Here is an 18,788-nt window from a genome sequence, read left to right as displayed (position 1 = left end):
TTATTGTCCCTTCGAATTTTGCGCAAGGGCTTCGTCGGTTTCCCAGCCGCCACCGAGCGCGCGGAACAGATTCACCTGATCGACCGCAACCTGTCCTTCGGCGGCCGCCACTTGCGCTGCAACGCCAGTGAGCGTGCGCGTCGCATCGAGATCGTTGAGGAAGGACTCGCGGCCCGCGCGATATAGCCGGTTCGTTTCGTCGGCCGATTGAATCGCCGACTTGTACGCGGTGCGCAAGGCATCGGCGCGCGTGGTATCGGACGCGTAGGTCGCGAGACTGCTCTGCGTTTCCTGCAGCGCCTTCAGCACGACACCGTCGAAATGCGCGAGCGCGCCGCTCGTGGCCGCTTCGGCCTGCACGACGCGCGCGCGCTGACCGTTGATCGGAAAGGTCCAGCTGATGAGCGGACCGAACGCCCAACGGTTCGTGTTCGCACCGAACAGATCTTCGACGACGCCGACCGATCCCACCGATGCGCCGAAGCTCACCGACGGATACAGCGCCGCCGTCGCGACGCCGATGCGCGCCGTCGATGACGCGAGCTGCCGTTCGGCCTGACGCACGTCGGGGCGGCGCTTGAGCAGCGCGGCGCCACTGCCGACGGGAATCGGCGCGCGCAGCGTCGGCAGCTTCTTGCACGTGAGCGCCGCTTTCGGCAAATCCGATGGCGCACGCGCGAGCAGCATCGCGAGGCGGTATTGCGCGACGCGGCGGCGCGCGACGAAGCGCGGGATATCGGCGGCGAGCGTGTCGGCCTGCGTCTGTCCGCGCGTGACTTCCGACTGATTGCCGCGGCCCGCATCGCGCAGACGCTGCGTGAGCTGCACGCGCTGCTTCTGCAGCGCGAGCGACTTGCGCGCGATCTCCAGTTCTTCCGCCGCCGAACACGATTCGACATACGCGCGCACGACATCCGCGACCACGGTGATACGCGCGAGATCCTGCGCGGCTTCGACGGCCTCGTCTTCCGCGTTCGCCGCTTCGACGCCGCGCCGCAGTTTGCCGAATAGATCGATTTCATAGGATATTGAAAGATCGAGCGCGCCTTCGTTGACGACCGGAATCTTCTCCGTCAGCAGATACTGTTCCGCCGATTCCTGCGCGCGCTGAAACGCCGCCGATGTCTTGCCCGAGAATCCGCCTTGCTTGTTGGCGAATTCCACTTCGGCGCGCGAGCGTGCGAGATTCGCTGCGGCGACGCGCAGATCCGTGTTCGAGGCGAGCGCTTCGGTCACGAGCTGATCGACGACGGGATCGTCATAGAGACGCCACCATTTCGCGGGCACTTCGCCTTGCGTGACGGGCGCCTGATCCGCGCCGTCGATGGCCGCGTTCGCGTAGGGCGCGTTGAGGGCCGCGTTATCGGGCAGCTTGTAATCCGGGCCCACGGTCGTGCAGCCAAAAAGCACGAATGCCGACGAAGCGACGAAGACGAACGCTTTCATTGCGATGCGCCCGATGTGCCCAATGCGCCCGATGTGCTCGAAGCCGGCGCAGGCGCGGACGCGGGCGATGTCTCCGACGCCGCGCGCCTGCCGATCGACGGTCCGATGCCGCGCACCGAGACCGTCGCCGTGCGGCCCGCGATCATGCGGAAGTCGGCGGGAATTTCATCGAGCGTGACGCGCACGGGAATGCGCTGCGCGAGGCGCACCCAACTGAATGCGGGATTCACGTTGGGCAGAAGGCTCGGGCTTTGCTGACGGTCGCGATCCTCGATCGCCGCGACGATGCTCTGCACATGTCCGCGCAAAACGTTCGGCTCGCCCATGACCTTGATATCGACGGGCTGGCCGATATCGATGCCATGCAGCTTCGTTTCCTCGAAATAGCCATCGACGCGGAATGAATGCATGTCGACCACCGACAGCACCGCGCGGCCCGCCGCGACGTATTCGCCGGTGCGCGGCGCGCGATCGTTCAGATAACCGTCGACGGGACTCACGATCTCCGTGCGTTGCAGATTGAGGCGCGCGGTATCGATGGCGACGTCGGCGTCGGCGAGCGCGGCCGTCGCCTGCTCGACGCGCGACTGCGTCTCTTCGACTACTTCGCGCGCAACGAGATTGCCGAGCTTGCGATTGCGCGTATCTTCGCGGCGCGCCTGATCGAGCGTCGCGCGGCGTTGCTGCGCGGTGGCCTGCGCGTTACGCAGGGCAAGTGCGTAACGCGCCTGATCGATCACGAACAGCACGTCGCCTTTTTTGACCTGCTGATTGTCGATGACCTTCACGTCGGTAATGAGACCGGACACGTCGGGCGCGACCTGGATCACATCGGCGCGCACGTGGCCGTCGCGCGTCCACGGCGCGAACATGTAGTAGTCGACGAGCTTCCACAACACGACCGCCGCAATCGCGACGACGATGAGCGTAAGCAGGATCTGCCCGACAGAGAACCAGGTTTTTTTCACGAGATGAGCCGCTGCGAAACGATGACGACAACTCCCAGCACCAGCACATAGATGCCGAGATCGAAAATGGAGCGATGCCACACGAAGCGATAAAAGCCGACGCGCGCGAGCACGGTGCGGATCACGAGATTCACGAGATACGCGATGAACATCAGCATCAGCACGGCGGGGATGAACACGCCGAGAATGTCGATTTCGCCGATCATGTCAGGCGTTCCGATGAAATATGAATGACGCGGATCATGCCGGCTCCTCGCGCGGCGGCGTGCCGCTGGCGGGTTCGGCCTGCGTTTGCTGCGCGGGCGGATGCAGCGACAGACGCATGCCGGTGAGCGCATGCAGCGTGTCGCGCAGCCATTTCTCCGCGACGACATCCTGCGACTGCGCCATCGCGCGTGAAGCCACTTGCGCGCTCGATGCGTCGATGCTGCGGATGAGCGCGGGCGGCACCGGCTGACGCGCGCGCCGCGCGATGCAGAGCTCGAAGTAACGGCGCAATGCGTCGAGCACCTCGTCGACGGAAGCCTGCAATTCGGCCGGCAGCTTGCGGCGCGTGCGGCGCAGATCGAGCGCATTCAGCGCGACGCGGAAATCGCGAAAGCTTTCGATCGACGGATGACGATGCGAGTCCGTCGCCGCATGGCGCGGCAGGAGCTGCATCAGACGATCGAGCATGCGCGCGTAGAGATTGCGCTGATCGTCGATCACTTCCGCCGACGATGCGGAGAGCACGATATCCGCCCACGCCGAGCGCGTGAGTCTTTCGGCGGCGAGCTCCGCGCCGAACGGACGCGTTGCGCGCGTCCAGAGAAAAGCGAAGAGCAGGCCCGCGACGCCCGCGAGATTGCTGTTGACGAACACGAAGAAGTTCGCTTCGTAGGCGCTCTGAATACTAATGAAGGTCGCCGTGTTGACCGCGACGAGCATCGTGATGAGACTGAAGCGCGGGTTCGTCGTCAGCGTGCCGATGATGAGAAACGGTCCGGCAAAAATCAGCACGAGCATCGGGAAATCATGCACGTTCGGCAGCACGACGAACACGTACAGCCCGGCGAGCACGACGCTCATGCACGTCGCGACGAAGAACTTGAAGACCTGCGGCGCGGGCTCGTCCAGCGCGGCGAAGAAACAGCACGAGACCGCGGCGAGCGTCACGGCGCCGGCACCGTCGTTCCAGCCTGATTGAATCCACAGCACGCACGCGACGATGATCGCGGTCACTGCAACGCCCGTCGAAAACAGCATCATGCCGCGATCGAAAAAGCGCGCGGTGCCGCCGAGACGCCAGTGCCGGAAATGCGGACGCCACTCGATCGCTTCGTTGAGAATGGCCGCGCGCAAGGCGCGAATGTCCTGCCATACGTCGATGACCTGACCGAGACGCCACAGCGCATTCGAAAGCAGCGCGCCGTCGGCGCTCGCGAGCGCTTCGACGGAGGGGCGCATCGCGTGGATGCGTGCGCGCAATGCATCGGGCTCGGGCTCGTTCCCGACATCCGTTTCCGGTTTCGGCATGGGTGCGCCGACCCACGCGGCGACATCCTTGAGCAGCGCTTCGAGGCCTTCCGGATGCTTGCCGTGCTTGGCGATGAGTTCGATCAGCGGATCGGCCATCGATGAAATCAACGGCAGAAAGATCTGCATCCGTCCTTGCAATGCCCGCGCGCGGCGGATGATGTCGGGCCGCGTGTGATCGTAGGTGAGCTGGCTCAGCAGGAGTTCGAGACCGTTGACCGTTGCCGCGAGCCGCTGGCGCGCCGCTGAAATCGTTGCACCCGCAATGTGTCCCGAAAGCGTTTCACAGGCGTAGAAGGCGGCATCGCGAAACCATGCGTCCGTTCGTACGATGAGCGTGGGCGCGAGACGGCTCGGAAACACTACGCTGCCAACGACACTCGCCACCACGATGCCGAGCAGAATCTCCTGCGTGCGGGTGATCGCGAGATCGAATACCGTTGCCGGATTCGTGACGGACGGCAGCGCGATCAGCGGCAGCGTATAGCCCGCGAGCAGAAAGACATAGCTGCGCGCGCTGCGGTCGAACATCGAAAGAAAAAGCAGGGTGCCCGTCCACAGCGCGACGATCACGCTGAAGAGAAAAGGCGATTCGACGAACGGCGGCACGATGAGCACTGCGCCCGCCGCGCCGATCATCGTGCCGAGCGCGCGATAGAGCGCCTTCGAGCGCGTTGCGCCGACGAACGGATTCGACACGATATAGACGGTCGCCATCGCCCAGTACGGACGCGGCAATTCGAGCGCGAGGCCGATATAGAGCGCGATCATCGCGGCGGCGAAGGTCTTGGCGGAAAAGAGCCACTCGCGCGCGGATGGGAACGTCATGGCGCTACGCTCCGCGCTTTCCGGCGGAACGGGCCGGCTTCGGCGCTTCGCCGACCGCTTCAAGGGCGGCGAGCAGTTTCGCGTCCGGCGACGCGCTGAACGCACTAAGCACGCGCAGCGTCGTTTCCAGATCTTCGCGGCTCACGCCCTTCAAAAGTCGCGCGCGCAGCGTGACGAGACGCTCTTCCATGCGCCCGGTGACGGCGCGGCCTTCATCGGTGAGCGTGATGGTTTTCGCGCGCTTGTCCTCGGGATCTTCGTCGCGGCGCACGAGACCGGCCGCGCACAACTGATCGAGCAGCCGCACGAGCGACGGCCCTTCGATGCCGACATGCTCCGCGAGCGTCACCTGACGCACGGCCTCGCCGAGCCGGTTCGCCGTGAGCAGCGGCACGGCGCACGCTTCCGACACGCCGTAGGACGCGAGCACGCCGTGACTCGTGCGGCGCCAGCGGCGCGCGGCCAGCACGAGCGTGCTGCTCACGGAGCGGCGCAGGATATCGAGTTGGGTCATGCGGCGGAATTATAGCGAGAAGGTTATTCGTTAGCATGCTATCGATGAGAAACTTTTCTTTCAGTTTCGTGCGCTGGAAAGGTGGGCTCGACTTTTGCTGTGTGCGGGTGCAGCAGTGCGGCGCACCGCGCGCGGGAACGGCAGATGGTCGTGCTATCTTTTCGGCTCGACCCTCCCGCGCGCGCCGCCCATGCCGATCAGCTATCTCCGGGGCCTGACCTCGCCCAGCCGCACCGACACTTCGAACCGGCGCCTCGGCTGCGCGCTCGCCTTCGTCGCGGGCGCGGCGAATGCCGGCGGCTTTCTAGCAGTGGGCCAGTACACGTCGCATATGTCGGGACTCGTGTCTTCGATCGCCGATAACCTCGTGCTCGGCCAGGTGGCGTTCGTCTTCTCCGCGATCGGCGCAGTCGGCGCATTTCTCGGCGGCGCCGCGACATCGGCGGTGCTCATCAACTGGGGACGGCAGCGGCGCGCGCATAGCGTGTTCGCCACGCCGCTGTTGCTCGAAGCCGCGCTGCTGCTCGTGTTCGGCATGCTCGGCGCGAATCTCGAAACGCATCGCGTGTGGGATGTGCCGCTGACCGTTGCGCTTTTGTGTTTCGTAATGGGCCTGCAAAACGCGATGATCACGAAGATCTCGAAGGCCGAGATCAGAACGACGCATGTGACGGGGCTCGTCACGGATATCGGCATCGAGATCGGCAAGAGTCTTTACTGGAACCGCGGCGTCGCGCGCAGCGACGCCGGTTATGTGCGCGCGAATCACGCGCGGCTCGCGCTCCTGAGTTCCTTGTTCGCGATGTTCATGCTCGGCGGCTTCGCGGGCGCGATCGGTTTCGCGCATTTCGGTTTTGCGACGACCGTGCCGCTTGCCGCGATGCTTCTGTTGTTCGCATCCGTGCCGCTCGCCGATGATTTCGCTGCGGGCAGACGGCGTGCGCGGGACTAAGGCAATGCTGAACGAGTACTAAATGCGGGTACCCTACAACACTCTTTGACAGTGGTCTTTGTCGACGCAGAGTAATCTTGCGTCTGTTTCAACAATAATACTAAGGATTACTGATGCCGATTCCCGCATACTTGTGGCTAAAAGATGATGGCGGCTCTGACATCAAGGGCAGCGTGACCGTGCAAGGGCGCGAAGGCAGCATCGAGGTAATCGGCTTCGCTCACGGCGTGCATTTACCGGTTGACGGCGGCACCGGGCAAATTACCGGCACGCGTATGCACGCGCCGATGGTCATCGAGAAGGAGTTCGATGCGTCCAGCCCATATCTCTATCAGGCGGTGGCAAAAGGAAAAGAGCTTCAGTCTGCGGAGATACGGTGGTATCGGATTAATAATGCTGGACGGGAAGAAGTCTATTTCATCATGACACTGGAAGGAGTAAAGGTGGCTGGCGTCACCCCCGGTATGGCGAACACGAAGTTGGCCGGGACGAGTGAGTTGAATCACATGGAAACGGTCTCGCTGATGTATGAAAACATCACTTGGCACTATACCGACGGCAACATCAAGTTCACGGATGCCTGGACTAAGCGAGTATAGAAGCCGGGAGAATCTATGCCCTTGCAGGGGAAATTTGTGGTCAACAGTGCTCCGATGTTGACTCTGGCGATGTTTGGCGTGGGCACGTTCCCGGCCTTCTCGGGCGACGGTATTTATAGAAACCGAGGGGGCTGCACCGCAATAGCCGGGAAAGGCCCAATACCAGCAGGTAAGTATTGGATTGTGGAGCGGCCGAAGGGCGGCCTCGTCTCTCAGACGCAAGCTTGGTTCAAGGACATGACAAATGCGGCGCTGGGCTCTCCTTCGCATCATGATCAATGGTTTGCACTGTATCGGGACGATGGCCTGATTGACGACTGGACCTGGATCAATGGCGTAAAACGGGGAAACTTCCGTCTCCACCCTAAAAGCGGATCAGGCGTGTCATTTGGGTGCATTACTCTGGCAAGTCTCGCCGACTTTCAACGACTCCGTTACGCACTATTGCAGACTCCGGTGATTGCTGCCGGAAATTCGGGACTTGGTGCTTATGGATGGATCGAGGTAGCGACAATTGGTAACTCTTGCCCGTAGGATGCGCACGGTCGTCATTGTCATCGTCATGACGCTCCTTTCTATGCGCTATGTTCGAATCTTTGCGTTTCCTTTATCGATGAGCCAGCAGCAAACTCTGATCGAGATATCCGACAAGCTCGGCATCGAAGACTATGAGTTGCTTTTCCTATGCACTGTGTGGTGCGTTCATCTGCTCGTCGCGGTGGCCGTCTACGTGGTAATCGCGCAAATCTGGTGCCGCTACCGATCCCGATAGACAACCTCGTGGAGCATACTTAAACATCCTGCACAGCCTCCGCGACGATCCAGTCGCGAAACAACCGCATGCCGGGCGAAAGACGCCGCGACTTGAGCCACGTGAGCCAATAGCTGCCCGTCTTCACTTCGATATCGAACGCGCGCGCAAGCAGCCCCGCCTGCAACTCGCGCACGAACATGCGCGGCGGCGCGAGCGCGACGCCCGCGCCTTGCACCGCGGCCTCCACCATCAGACGCGACGAATCGAAGACCGGGCCGCTCATCGTCCACGGCTCGATGCCGGCCGCATCGAACCAATTGCTCCAGTCGTCCGCGCGATACGAGCGCAGCAGCACTTCCTTCGCGAGATCGGCGGGTTTCGCGAGACGTCGCGCGATATCGGGCGCGCATAGCACCGCGAGCGGCGCATCGAGCAGGGCCGTGTTATGCGTCGCGGGCCAGATGCCGGCCCCGAAGCGGATCGCGAAGTCGAGTCCTTCCGATGCCGGATCGACGAGATTGTTATGCGTGAAGAGGCGCAACTCGACGAACGGATGCGTTTCGCGAAACGCCTTCAGCCGCGGCATCAGCCAGCCGACCGCGAACGTGCCGACGACGCCCACCGTCAGCACTTCATGAAAATGCCCGCCTTCGAACTGCTTGAGCACCGCTTCGATGCGGCCGAACGCATCGCTCAGCACGGGCAGCAGCGCGCGGCCTTCGTCGGTGACATTCAGCCCGCGCGGCAGGCGCCTGAAGAGCGGCGTGCCGAGCCGCTCTTCGAGTGTGCGCACTTGCTGGCTGACGGCCGCCTGCGTGACGTTCAGTTCCTGTGCGGCGCGCGTGAAGCTCAGATGACGCGCGGAGGCTTCGAACGCGCGCAACGCGTTCAGGGGAAGATGAGGGCGCATGGCTCATAAGATTTTCTATTGCCTGCGGCAAATTATCCTCGATTGTCGAAGTCGCCAAAAGAGCGGATATTTCGCTTCGTTCCAATCATGCAAACCAGAACGAAGGATCAAGACGATGAAGTTTCGTGCGCTGAGTCTTTTGGCAACAGCCATTTTTTCTTTTGCCGCGATGCCCGGCACTGCATTCGCAAGCGATGCGGCGAGCATCAAGTCGACAGTCGATGAAACCATCAAACCGTTGATGGCGCTGCACGGCATCGCGGGCATGGCGGTGGGCGTCGTCGTGGACGGCAAGCCCTATGTGTTCGATTACGGCCTGGCGTCGAAGGCGACGAAGCAGCCCGTCACGCGCGATACGCTCTTCGAACTCGGCTCGATCAGCAAGACGTTCACCGCGACGCTCGCGTCCTATGCCCAAACTCAAGGCGATCTCTCGTTGAACGATCCCGTAAGCAAGTATCTGCCGACGCTCGGCGCAAGCGAGTTCGGCAAGGTGACGTTGCTGAATCTCGGCACGCACACGCCGGGCGGCCTGCCGCTTCAGGTGCCCGACGAGATCCACGACAACGATCAACTGATGCAGTACTTCAGGACATGGCGTCCGGCGCAGCCGCCCGGCACGATCCGCACGTATGCGAATCCGGGCATCGGCACGCTCGGGCTGATCGCCGCGAAGAGCATGCGGCAGGACTTCGATGCGCTGATGCAAACGCGCCTCTTTCCGGCGCTCGGGCTCACGCACACTTATATGAACGTGCCCGCATCGAAACAGCGCGACTATGCGCAAGGCTATGCGAAGAACGACGCGCCGATTCGCATGAAGGGCGGCGTGCTGTCTTCCGAGGCTTACGGCGTGAGAACGACGGCAGCGGACATGACGCGCTTCTTGCAGATCAACATGAACATGGTGCGCATCGATCCGGCGTACCAGCGCGCCGTCGACGCGACGCATACCGGCTATTTCCAGGCCGGTCCGATGACGCAGGACCTGATCTGGGAACAGTATCCGTATCCGGTTGCGCTGCAGGCGCTGCTCGACGGAAATTCGGCGTCGATGATCCTCAACGCGACGCCCGTCACGCGTATCGATCCGCCGCAGCCGCCGCGCGACGATGTGTGGATCAACAAGACCGGCTCGACCAACGGCTTCGGCGCGTATATCGCGTTCGTGCCAAAAGAGCGCGTGGGCATCGTGATGCTGGCGAACCGCAACATCCCCAATGAAGAGCGCGTGAAGGCCGCGTATGCGATCATCACGTCGCTAACCGGCAGCCGATAAAAACAAACGCGATGCGCATCGATCCCTACAGTCTCGAACTCTTCATCTCGGTCATCGAGGAAGGATCGATCGCACGCGCGGCGAGCCGCAGTCATATCGCGCCTTCGGCGTTGAGCAGGCGTATCGCGGATCTGGAAGCGGCCATCGGCGTCGCGCTTCTGATTCGCTCGCCGTCGGGCGTGCAGCCGACCGAAGCGGGCCGGCACGCCTATGCGAGCGCGCGTGCGATTCACGGACGGCTCGAAGGCATGGCGCGCGAAGTGCAATCGATGAGCGGGCAGATCGCGGGCGTCGTGCGGCTGCATGCAAATGCATCGGCGATCGTGGGCTTTCTGCCCGAGCGGTTGACGACCTTCAAGGCGCGCTATCCGCTCGCGGGTATCGCGTTGACCGAGCAGATCAGCGACGAGGTCATTCGCGCGTGTCTCGACGATCGCGCGGACGTGGGCATATCGGCGAGCGGCAAGACGCCCGCGGGCCTCGAATCATGGCACTTCGCCGACGATCCGCTCATGGTCGTGCTGCCACCCGGTCATGAGCTCGCGCAAGCGGACGACCTGAGCTTCGCCGAAGTGACGCGCTTTCCGCTCGTCGCGTTGCAGGCGGGCGGATCGCTCGATCAGACGTTGAAGGAACATGCCGATGCCGCGCGGCTGCCGCTCAACGTGACCGTCACCGTCAATAGTTTCGACGCGCAATGCCGCATGGTCGAAGCGGGACTCGGCATCGGCATCGTGCCGACGAGCGCAGCCTCCGCATTTGCGGGCTCGCGCAACTTCGTGCGGGTGCCGCTGCGCGAAAGCTGGGGCAGCGGCCGCACCCTGCGGGTTCATGCGCCGCGCAAGTCATCGCGGCTGAAGGCGGTACAGGCGTTGATCGATACGCTCATCGACGACGAGGGTTAACACGGACATCGCATCCTGCGATGGCCCATGTGCCCAACGAACACTTTTGCTCGCGTGCGTAGGCGTCTAGATTGGCAGCCAAGGAGAATTGCGATGGCCAATCTGGTGTTAAGCGGGCGAATCCTGTTTCTGTGCGCGGACCCCACGAAAGTCGAACATCAGCTTGCGGGCGCCGATCTGACGCCCGATGAAGCGGGCGCATTGCGCGACGATGTCTCCACCGACGAGATCACGCCGATCAGCGTGCTCACGCGCTTCGACGAGCGTCTCGGTCAGTGTCCGTATGTCGGCTTTCATGCGGGCGGACGCAATCCCATCGGCACGGATGCAGTACGCGCGGGCGGCTTTCAGGTGACGGTCGCGGGCAATCGCTATGGCAAAGGCTCATCGCGCGAACATAGCCCGCTCGCGGAATATCACGCGGGCATTCGTCTCGTCATCGCGCATAGCTTCGAGCGCATCTATCGGCAGAACGCGGACAATCTCGGGCTGTTCACATCGACGGATTTCGGTTTGATCGAACGCATCCGGCGCGGTGAATCGATCGACGTGGAAGAACTCGTCGCCGGCCGCGATCCGCTCGCCGCCGCCATTCTGAAGAGCGGCGGCCTGTTGCGATACGGCAGGCTGCATATGCAGCGCGTGAGCATCGGCGAGACATCGAACGATGACATGCCGCGTACGCTCGTCGAAAAGATTCTTGCGCGCCACGCATTGACGACCGATGCGACGAACGCGTCGCTCGAGCCGGGCAACGGCATCTTCGTGCGCGCGGACTGGCGCTTCATCCACGAGTACTACACGGGCATGGCCGCGCACATGCTGCACGCGACATTCGGCCGTCCATTGACGCTTCACGAACCGCACAGCATGCTCGCGTTCGAGGATCATCTTTCGTATTCACATCGCAGCGAATTGCATATCAGAAATGGCCTGCTGCCGAACGTGCGCGAACTTTCGGCAGCGCATCGCGCGTTCGCGCATGACTACGGCGTGCGCAATCACGGCTATCTGAGCGAGACGAACAGCGAGCTTGATGAAGGCTCCGAAGGCATCTCGCACGCGATGATGGCAGAGCGTTACGCGTTGCCGGGGCAGGTCGTCGTCGGAACGGATTCGCATACGCCGCATAGCGGCGCGCTCGGCTGCGTCGCATTCGGCGTCGGCACGACCGACATGGCCAATGCGTTCGTCACGGGCGCGGTGCGCATGACCGTGCCGCAATCGTTGCTGATCGAACTGCATGGGCCGGTGCCCGCGGGCGTGACGGCGAAGGATATGGTGCTGCATCTGCTGGCCGATGCGCGCATCCGCGCGGGCGCGGGCGTCGGCAAGGTATTCGAGTTCGCGGGCACGGCGATCGCGAGGCTGTCCACCGACGAGCGCACAACGCTCACCAACATGACCGCCGAGCTTGGCGGCTTCACGGGCATCGTCGCACCCGACGATGAAACCGTGCGCTTCCTGAAGGAGCGTCGCGGCATCGACTTCACGCTCGAGCCGTGGATGAAGAGCGACGAAGGCGCGCGCTATGCCGATATGATCGAGATCGATTGCGCGCATCTCACGCCGATGCTCGCCGCGCCAGGCGATCCGGGCAACGGCATCGCGCTTCACGCATTGAATGAAAGACCGCGCATCGATATCGCATATGGCGGTTCGTGCACGGCGGGCAAGCGCGAAGACTTCGATCACTATCACGACGTGCTCTCGTGGGCCGCCGAACGCGGCCTGCGCGTGCCGGATCACGTGAAGCTGTATCTGCAATTCGGCACGCAGGACGTGCGCGACTATTGCATCGCGCAAGGTTATGTCGATGCATTCGAGCGCGTCGGCGCGATTCTGCTTCAGCCTTCGTGCGGTGCGTGCGCCAACTGCGGGCCGGGTTCATCGACCGAAGCGCAGCAAGTCACGATCAGCGCGATCAATCGAAATTTTCCGGGCCGTTCCGGTCCGGGCAAGGTGTGGCTCGCCAGCCCGCCGACGGTCGCGGCGAGCGCGCTTCTCGGCAGCGTCGCGTCGTTCGCGGAGTTGCAAGAGCGCTTCAGGAAGTAAGCACGTTCGGGCCGCCATCGATGCGGCATCGACATACGAACAGGAGACAGCAATGGCTATCATGCAGGGCACTTCGGGTCTGCACGACGCCGCCGGCAGCACGCTCACGGACGCGCCGGCAGTCGCGGACACGGCGGGCATCTCGGCGCGCCTCGACCGGCTTCCCGCGACGCGCGCGGTCTGGAAGCTCATCTTTCTCTTGAGCCTCGGCTTCTTCTTCGAGCTCTACGATCTGCTCTTCACGGGCTACATCGCGCCGGGCCTCGTGAAGAGCGGCATTCTCACGGCGACGACCGCGGGCCTGTTCGGCACGACCGGCATCGCGAGTTTCATCGCGGCATTGTTCTGCGGGCTCTTCATCGGCACGATCGCGTGCGGCTTTCTCGCCGACCGCTATGGACGCCGCGCGATCTTCACGTATTCGCTGCTGTGGTATGTCGCGGCGAATACCGTGATGGCGTTTCAGGACACGGCGATGTGGCTCAACTTCTGGCGCTTCGTGTCGGGACTGGGCATCGGCGTCGAGCTCGTGACGATCGGCACGTATATGTCCGAGCTCGCGCCGAAGCATCTGCGCGGCCGGGCGTTCGCAGTCTGTCAGGCGATCGGCTTCTCGGCCGTGCCCGTGGTCGCGTACCTTTCCTATCTGCTGGTGCCGCGGGCGCCGTTCGGTTTCGACGGCTGGCGCTGGGTCGCGCTGGCGGGCGGCGTGAGCGCGCTGTTCGTCTGGTACTTCCGCCGCAATCTGCCGGAAAGCCCACGCTGGCTCGCGAGCAAAGGCCGTGTCGATGAAGCCGATGCGGTCCTGCGCCGTCTCGAGGACCAGGTCGCGCTGCAATACGGCAAGCCGCTGCCCGCTCCGGGTCCGTCCGATCCGATCGCGAAGAAGGCCGGTTTCGCCGATATGTGGAAGCCGCCGTACCGCAAGCGCACGCTGATGCTGATCGTCTTCCATATCTTTCAGACGGTCGGCTTCTACGGCTTCGCGAACTGGGTGCCGACCTTGCTCGTGAAACAGGGCGTGACCGTCACGTCGAGCCTGCTCTATACGACGGTGATCGGCCTCGCCGCGCCCATCGGTCCATTGCTCGGCTACTGGATCGCGGATCGCTTCGAACGCAAGCATGTGATCGTCTTCATGGCAGGCGTGAATATCGTCGCGGGACTGCTGTTCAGTCAGGCGGCGGGCCCCGTGATGATCGTCACGCTCGGCGTCATGCTCACGCTCGCGGGCAACATCATCTCGTTCACGTATCACACGTATCAACAAGAGCTTTATCCGACGACGATACGCGCGCGCGCCGTGGGCTTCGTCTATTCGTGGAGCCGGCTGTCAGCGGTGTTCAGTTCGTTCGTGATCGCGTTCGTGCTGAAAGAGGCGGGCGTGACGGGTGTGTTCGGCTTCATTGCGGGCGCGATGCTGCTCGTCATGCTTTCGATCGGCCTGATGGGGCCGCGCACGCTCGGCCGATCGCTCGAAAGCATTTCGCATTGACGTGGGTTAGCCGCCGCACGCGTGAATCAGGAATTGCTGCACGGCGGTCGCGGGGGCGTCGAGCACGGCGCCCTTGCGCCAGATCATGCCCGCTTCCATATGAGGAATCGCATCGTTCACGGGCCGCGCTTCGATACGCTTGCCTTCGAGCGACCACGGCCGAAACACCATATCCGATAGCACGGTGACGCCGAAACCATGCGCCACCAGTCCCCGCAGCGCCTCCATCGAACTCGTGCGAAACGCGATGTTCGGTTCGAGGCGCTTCTTGTGCCAATAGCGCATCGTCGATTGCTCGCCTTCATCGACGGTAATGAGAATGTACGGATGCGCCGCGATATCTTTCAGCGATACCGCGTGCTGCTGCGCGAGCGGATGCGTCGGCGCGACCCATAACTGCCGCCGCGAGCGCATCAGTACCTGACTGTCGAAGCGCTCCGGGCGCTGCAGATTCGATAACAGCACCACGCCGAGTTCGACATCGCCATTCGCCACAGCCGTTTCGATATCGGCGCGCTCCATGTCGCGCAGATCGAAATCGATGAACGGATACGTCGCACGAAAGCGCGCGAGCAATTCCGGCAAAAAATACCCGAGCACCGTATAGGACGCGGCAATCCGTGCCACGCCGTGCATGTCGTGCGAGCGAAAACGTGGCTGATGCATCGCGTCGCGCGCGGCTTCGAGCACGCGTCGGGCGTGATGATGAAAGTCCTGACCATCGGGCGTCAGCGCGACGCCTTGCGGCATGCGTTCGAACAACTTCGTGCCGAGCGCGCTTTCGAGCGCAAGCACCGCATTCGTGATCGCCGATTGCGAGACATGTTCATTCGCCGCCGCCATCGAAAACTGGCCGGTTTGCGCGGCGGCAACGAAATAGCGCAACTGTCTGAGCGTGAGATCGAAGGCCATCTGATTTTCGAATACCAGAGTTGTTTATTCGTGATTTTACGATGGCTATCCGGCTTTCTATACTGCGCAAAAAACAATTCCCCGAACCCGGAGACACGCCCACATGAATGCACCCGATCGCGCCGCACTCGCCGCCGCCAATGTTTCGCTCGATGACAAATACACGCTGGAGAAAGGCCGCGTCTATATCAGCGGCACGCAAGCGCTCGTGCGCCTGCCGATGCTGCAAAAAGCGCGCGACCGCAAGGCGGGGCTGAATACGGCCGGCTTCATTTCGGGTTATCGCGGCTCGCCGCTCGGCGCGCTCGATCAGTCCTTGTGGAAGGCGAAGGCGCATCTTAAAGATAACGACATCGTGTTTCAGCCGGGCGTGAACGAAGATCTGGCCGCGACGTCGATCTGGGGCACGCAGCAAGTGAATCTCTGGCCGGGCGCGACGCGCGACGGCGTGTTCGGCATGTGGTACGGCAAGGGACCGGGCGTCGATCGCACCGGCGACGTGTTCAAGCACGCCAACTCGGCCGGGACTGACAGGCACGGCGGCGTGCTCGTGCTCGCGGGCGATGATCACGCGGCGAAGTCGTCGTCGGTGGCACATCAGTCGGATCATGCGTTCATCGCGGCGGGCATTCCGGTGTTGTATCCGTCGAACGTGCAGGAATATCTCGACTACGGCCTGCACGGCTGGGCGATGAGTCGCTACTCCGGCCTGTGGGTCGCGATGAAGTGCGTGACCGATGTGGTCGAATCGACGGCATCGATCGATCTCGATCCGGATCGCGTGGAGATCGTCACGCCCACCGATTACGCGATGCCCGCGGACGGTCTCAACATCCGCTGGCCCGATGCGCCGCTCGCACAGGAAGCGCGTCTGCTCGACGAGAAGTGGTACGCCGCACTGGCCTATGTACGCGCGAACAAATTGAATCGCGTGGTGCTCGACTCCGACAAGCCGCGCTTCGGCATCATCACGGCGGGCAAGGCTTATCTCGACGTGCGTCAGGCGCTCGTCGATCTCGGTCTCGACGATGAAACCTGCGCGCAGATCGGTCTGCGCGTGTTGAAAGTGGGCTGCGTGTGGCCGCTCGATGCGCAGGACGCACGCGCATTCGCGACGGGCCTCGAAGAGATTCTCGTCGTCGAAGAGAAGCGGCAGATCCTCGAATACGCACTTAAGGAAGAGCTTTATAACTGGCGCGAGGATGTACGTCCGCGCATCTACGGCAAGTTCGATGAACGCGACAACGAAGGCGGCGAATGGTCAGTGCCGCGCGGCGACTGGCTGCTGCCCGCGCATTACGAGCTATCGCCCGCGCTGATTGCAAAAGCTATCGCGCGTCGTCTCGCACGCGCCGATCTTCCCGCCGATGTGCGCGCCCGCATGCTGGCGCGCGTCGAAACTATCGAAGCGAAAGAACGCGAAGCGATCAAGCCGCGTGTCGATGTCGAACGCAAGCCGTGGTTCTGCTCGGGCTGCCCGCACAACACGTCGACGCGCGTGCCCGAAGGCTCGCGTGCGCTCGCGGGCATCGGTTGCCATTACATGTCGATGTGGATGGACCGCAAGACCGAGACTTTCAGCCAGATGGGCGGCGAGGGCGTCGCGTGGATCGGCCAGATGCATTTCTCGGGCGACAAGCACGTGTTCGTCAATCTCGGCGACGGCACGTATTTCCATTCGGGCCTGCTCGCGGTGCGCGCGGCGATCGCGGCAAACGCGAACATCACGTACAAGATTCTCTATAACGATGCCGTCGCGATGACCGGCGGCCAGCCCGTCGACGGCGTGCTGACGGTGCCGCAGATCGCGCATCAGGTCTTTGCGGAAGGGGCGAAGCGCATCGTCATCGTCACGGACGAGCCGCAGAAATACGATGCGAACGTTGCATTGCCTCAGGGCGTGAACGTGCATCATCGCGACGAGCTCGACCGCGTTCAGCGCGAGCTGCGCGATACGCAAGGCACGACGGTGCTGATCTACGATCAGACCTGCGCGACGGAAAAGCGCCGCCGCCGCAAGCGCGGCACGTATCCCGATCCGGCGCGCCGCGCATTTATCAACGATGCCGTGTGCGAAGGCTGCGGCGATTGCTCGGTGCAGTCGAATTGCCTGTCTGTCGAGCCGATGGACACGCCGCTCGGCACGAAGCGCAAGATCAATCAATCGTCGTGCAACAAGGACTTTTCGTGTGTCAAAGGCTTCTGTCCGAGCTTCGTGACGGCCGAAGGCGCGCAGGTTCGCAAGCCGCAGGCTTCGAAAGAGACCAAGCCTGATTTCGACACGCTGCCTTCGCCTTCATTGCCCACGCTGTCGAAGCCTTACGGCATTCTCGTGACGGGCGTGGGCGGCACGGGCGTCGTGACGATCGGCGGGCTGATCGGCATGGCCGCGCATATCGAGCGCAAGGGCGTCACCGTGCTCGACATGGCCGGTCTCGCGCAAAAGGGCGGCGCGGTGCTGAGTCACGTGCAGATCGCGCCGGAGCCGCAAGCGCTGCACGCGACGCGCATCGCGACGGGTGAAGCGCGCCTTGTGATCGGTTGCGATGCGATCGTGTCGGCATCCAACGATGTGCTTTCACGCACGCGAAACGGCGTGACGCAGGCGGCGATCAACAGCGGCGCGACACCGACTGCGGAGTTCGTCACCAACGCGAACTGGACGTTTCCGGGCGCGCAGACGGAACAGGCGCTGAAGGACAGCATCGGCGCGGGCTGCGCTTTCGTCGACGCCAATGCGCTCGCGCTGAAACTGCTCGGCGATACGATCTACTCGAACCCGCTGCTGCTCGGCTTTGCGTGGCAGAAGGGCTGGCTGCCGCTCGAACTGGCGAGCCTGAAGCGCGCGATCGAACTGAACAACGTGGCGATCGAGAAGAACTGGCTTGCGTTCAACTGGGGACGATTCGTCGCGCATCATGGCGCGGGCGAACTCATCAAGCCCGTCGTGCAGCATGCGGTCGTGATGAAGATGCCCGAGTCGCTCGACAACGTGATCGCGACGCGCGAAGCCTTGTTGACGGCGTATCAGAGCGAAGCGTATGCGCGTTCGTATCGAAGCGTGATCGAGCGCATCCGCGAGAAAGAGAAGCCGTTGAACGCGAAGCTGCCGCTCACGCGCGCGGTTGCGGTGAATCTCGCGAAACTCATGGCCTATAAGGACGAGTACGAAGTCGCGCGTCTCTATGCCGATCCCGCGTATCTCGACAAGCTGCGCGCGCAGTTCGAGGGCGAGCCGGGCCGCGATTACAAGCTCATGTTCCATCTCGCGCCGCCGCTCTTCGCGAAGCGTGACGAGCACGGCCATCTCGTGAAGCAGCGCTTCGGCGCGTGGATGCTGCCTGCGTTCCGCGTGCTCGCGAAGATGAAGGGCTTGCGCGGCACGTCGCTCGATGTGTTCGGCAAGACCGAAGAGCGCCGCACCGAACGCGCGATGATCGCGGATTACATCGCGCTCGTCGATGAATTCTGCGCGACGCTCGACGCGGACCACTTCGACACCGCGCTGCAACTCGCGAAGCTGCCCGATGAGATCCGTGGCTTCGGTCATGTGAAGGAGCGCAACATGGCCGCGGTCGCGAAGAAGCGTGAGCGTCTGATCGGGCGTTATCGCGCGCCGGTCGAGATGGCGGCGACGGCCTGATCGCGGTGCGATG

The 18,788-nt window shown here is 62.9% G+C and carries 15 protein-coding genes; 8 read left to right on the top strand and 7 right to left on the bottom strand.

Features of this window, described 5'->3' with window-relative positions:
* The 5 genes from AWB74_RS06760 to AWB74_RS06740 are packed head-to-tail and all read right to left on the bottom strand — an operon-like array spanning position 1 to position 5,271.
* A complete protein-coding gene (locus tag AWB74_RS06760) occupies positions 1-1,446 on the bottom strand; it encodes an efflux transporter outer membrane subunit (RefSeq protein ID WP_061146012.1) in 1,446 nt (481 codons plus the stop codon).
* Positions 1,443-2,414: an efflux RND transporter periplasmic adaptor subunit gene (locus AWB74_RS06755; protein WP_061146011.1), complete on the bottom strand. Its 972-nt coding sequence runs from the start codon at positions 2,412-2,414 to the stop codon at positions 1,443-1,445. Before AWB74_RS06755 ends, AWB74_RS06760 begins: the two co-directional genes overlap by 4 nt.
* Positions 2,411-2,620 carry a DUF1656 domain-containing protein gene (locus tag AWB74_RS06750; protein ID WP_061146010.1) on the bottom strand — a complete coding sequence of 70 codons (210 nt, stop codon included), beginning with the start codon at positions 2,618-2,620 and terminating at the stop codon, positions 2,411-2,413. Before AWB74_RS06750 ends, AWB74_RS06755 begins: the two co-directional genes overlap by 4 nt.
* 34 nt (positions 2,621-2,654) lie before the next feature.
* Entirely contained in the window at positions 2,655-4,757 is a 2,103-nt protein-coding gene (locus tag AWB74_RS06745; RefSeq protein ID WP_061146009.1) for an FUSC family protein, read from the bottom strand.
* 4 nt (positions 4,758-4,761) lie between these two features.
* Complete coding sequence (locus tag AWB74_RS06740) at positions 4,762-5,271, bottom strand: MarR family winged helix-turn-helix transcriptional regulator (RefSeq protein ID WP_061146008.1); 510 nt, start codon at positions 5,269-5,271, stop codon at positions 4,762-4,764.
* Between the two features lie 190 nt (positions 5,272-5,461).
* Here AWB74_RS06740 and AWB74_RS06735 point away from each other — a divergent pair, with 190 nt between their 5' ends.
* From AWB74_RS06735 to AWB74_RS06725, 3 genes are all read left to right on the top strand, one after another.
* Positions 5,462-6,223 carry a YoaK family protein gene (locus AWB74_RS06735; protein WP_061146007.1) on the top strand — a complete coding sequence of 254 codons (762 nt, stop codon included), beginning with the start codon at positions 5,462-5,464 and terminating at the stop codon, positions 6,221-6,223.
* 113 nt (positions 6,224-6,336) lie between these two features.
* Positions 6,337-6,822, top strand: coding sequence for an Hcp family type VI secretion system effector (locus AWB74_RS06730; RefSeq protein WP_061146006.1), 486 nt, complete (start codon positions 6,337-6,339; stop codon positions 6,820-6,822).
* Positions 6,823-6,837: 15 nt separating this feature from the next.
* Complete coding sequence (locus AWB74_RS06725) at positions 6,838-7,356, top strand: DUF2778 domain-containing protein (RefSeq protein ID WP_061146005.1); 519 nt, start codon at positions 6,838-6,840, stop codon at positions 7,354-7,356.
* A 257-nt stretch (positions 7,357-7,613) separates the two neighbouring features.
* Here the strand turns inward: AWB74_RS06725 and AWB74_RS06715 are convergent, their stop codons facing one another.
* A complete protein-coding gene (locus AWB74_RS06715; protein ID WP_061146003.1) occupies positions 7,614-8,486 on the bottom strand; it encodes a LysR family transcriptional regulator in 873 nt (290 codons plus the stop codon).
* Positions 8,487-8,601: 115 nt separating this feature from the next.
* Between AWB74_RS06715 and ampC the strand changes: the two genes are divergently transcribed.
* The 4 genes from ampC (at position 8,602) to AWB74_RS06695 (ending at position 14,220) form a co-directional block, all read left to right on the top strand.
* Entirely contained in the window at positions 8,602-9,765 is a 1,164-nt protein-coding gene (gene ampC / locus AWB74_RS06710; RefSeq protein ID WP_061146002.1) for a class C beta-lactamase, read from the top strand.
* 11 nt (positions 9,766-9,776) lie between these two features.
* Complete coding sequence (locus AWB74_RS06705; RefSeq protein WP_061146001.1) at positions 9,777-10,670, top strand: LysR family transcriptional regulator; 894 nt, start codon at positions 9,777-9,779, stop codon at positions 10,668-10,670.
* Positions 10,671-10,763: 93 nt separating this feature from the next.
* Entirely contained in the window at positions 10,764-12,725 is a 1,962-nt protein-coding gene (locus AWB74_RS06700) for an aconitase family protein (RefSeq protein WP_061146000.1), read from the top strand.
* Positions 12,726-12,777: 52 nt separating this feature from the next.
* Positions 12,778-14,220, top strand: coding sequence for an MFS transporter (locus AWB74_RS06695; RefSeq protein WP_061145999.1), 1,443 nt, complete (start codon positions 12,778-12,780; stop codon positions 14,218-14,220).
* Positions 14,221-14,226: 6 nt separating this feature from the next.
* Here the strand turns inward: AWB74_RS06695 and AWB74_RS06690 are convergent, their stop codons facing one another.
* On the bottom strand, positions 14,227-15,132 hold the full coding sequence (locus tag AWB74_RS06690) for a LysR family transcriptional regulator (RefSeq protein WP_061145998.1): 906 nt from the start codon (positions 15,130-15,132) through the stop codon (positions 14,227-14,229).
* Positions 15,133-15,235: 103 nt separating this feature from the next.
* On the opposite strand from AWB74_RS06690, the gene AWB74_RS06685 reads away from it, so the two are divergent.
* On the top strand, positions 15,236-18,775 hold the full coding sequence (locus tag AWB74_RS06685) for an indolepyruvate ferredoxin oxidoreductase family protein (RefSeq protein ID WP_061145997.1): 3,540 nt from the start codon (positions 15,236-15,238) through the stop codon (positions 18,773-18,775).
* The last annotated feature ends 13 nt before the right edge of the window (positions 18,776-18,788 follow it).

The organism is Caballeronia arvi (assembly GCF_001544695.2).
GTDB lineage: Bacteria > Pseudomonadota > Gammaproteobacteria > Burkholderiales > Burkholderiaceae > Caballeronia > Caballeronia arvi.
This window is presented reverse-complemented; position numbering and strand designations above follow the sequence as displayed.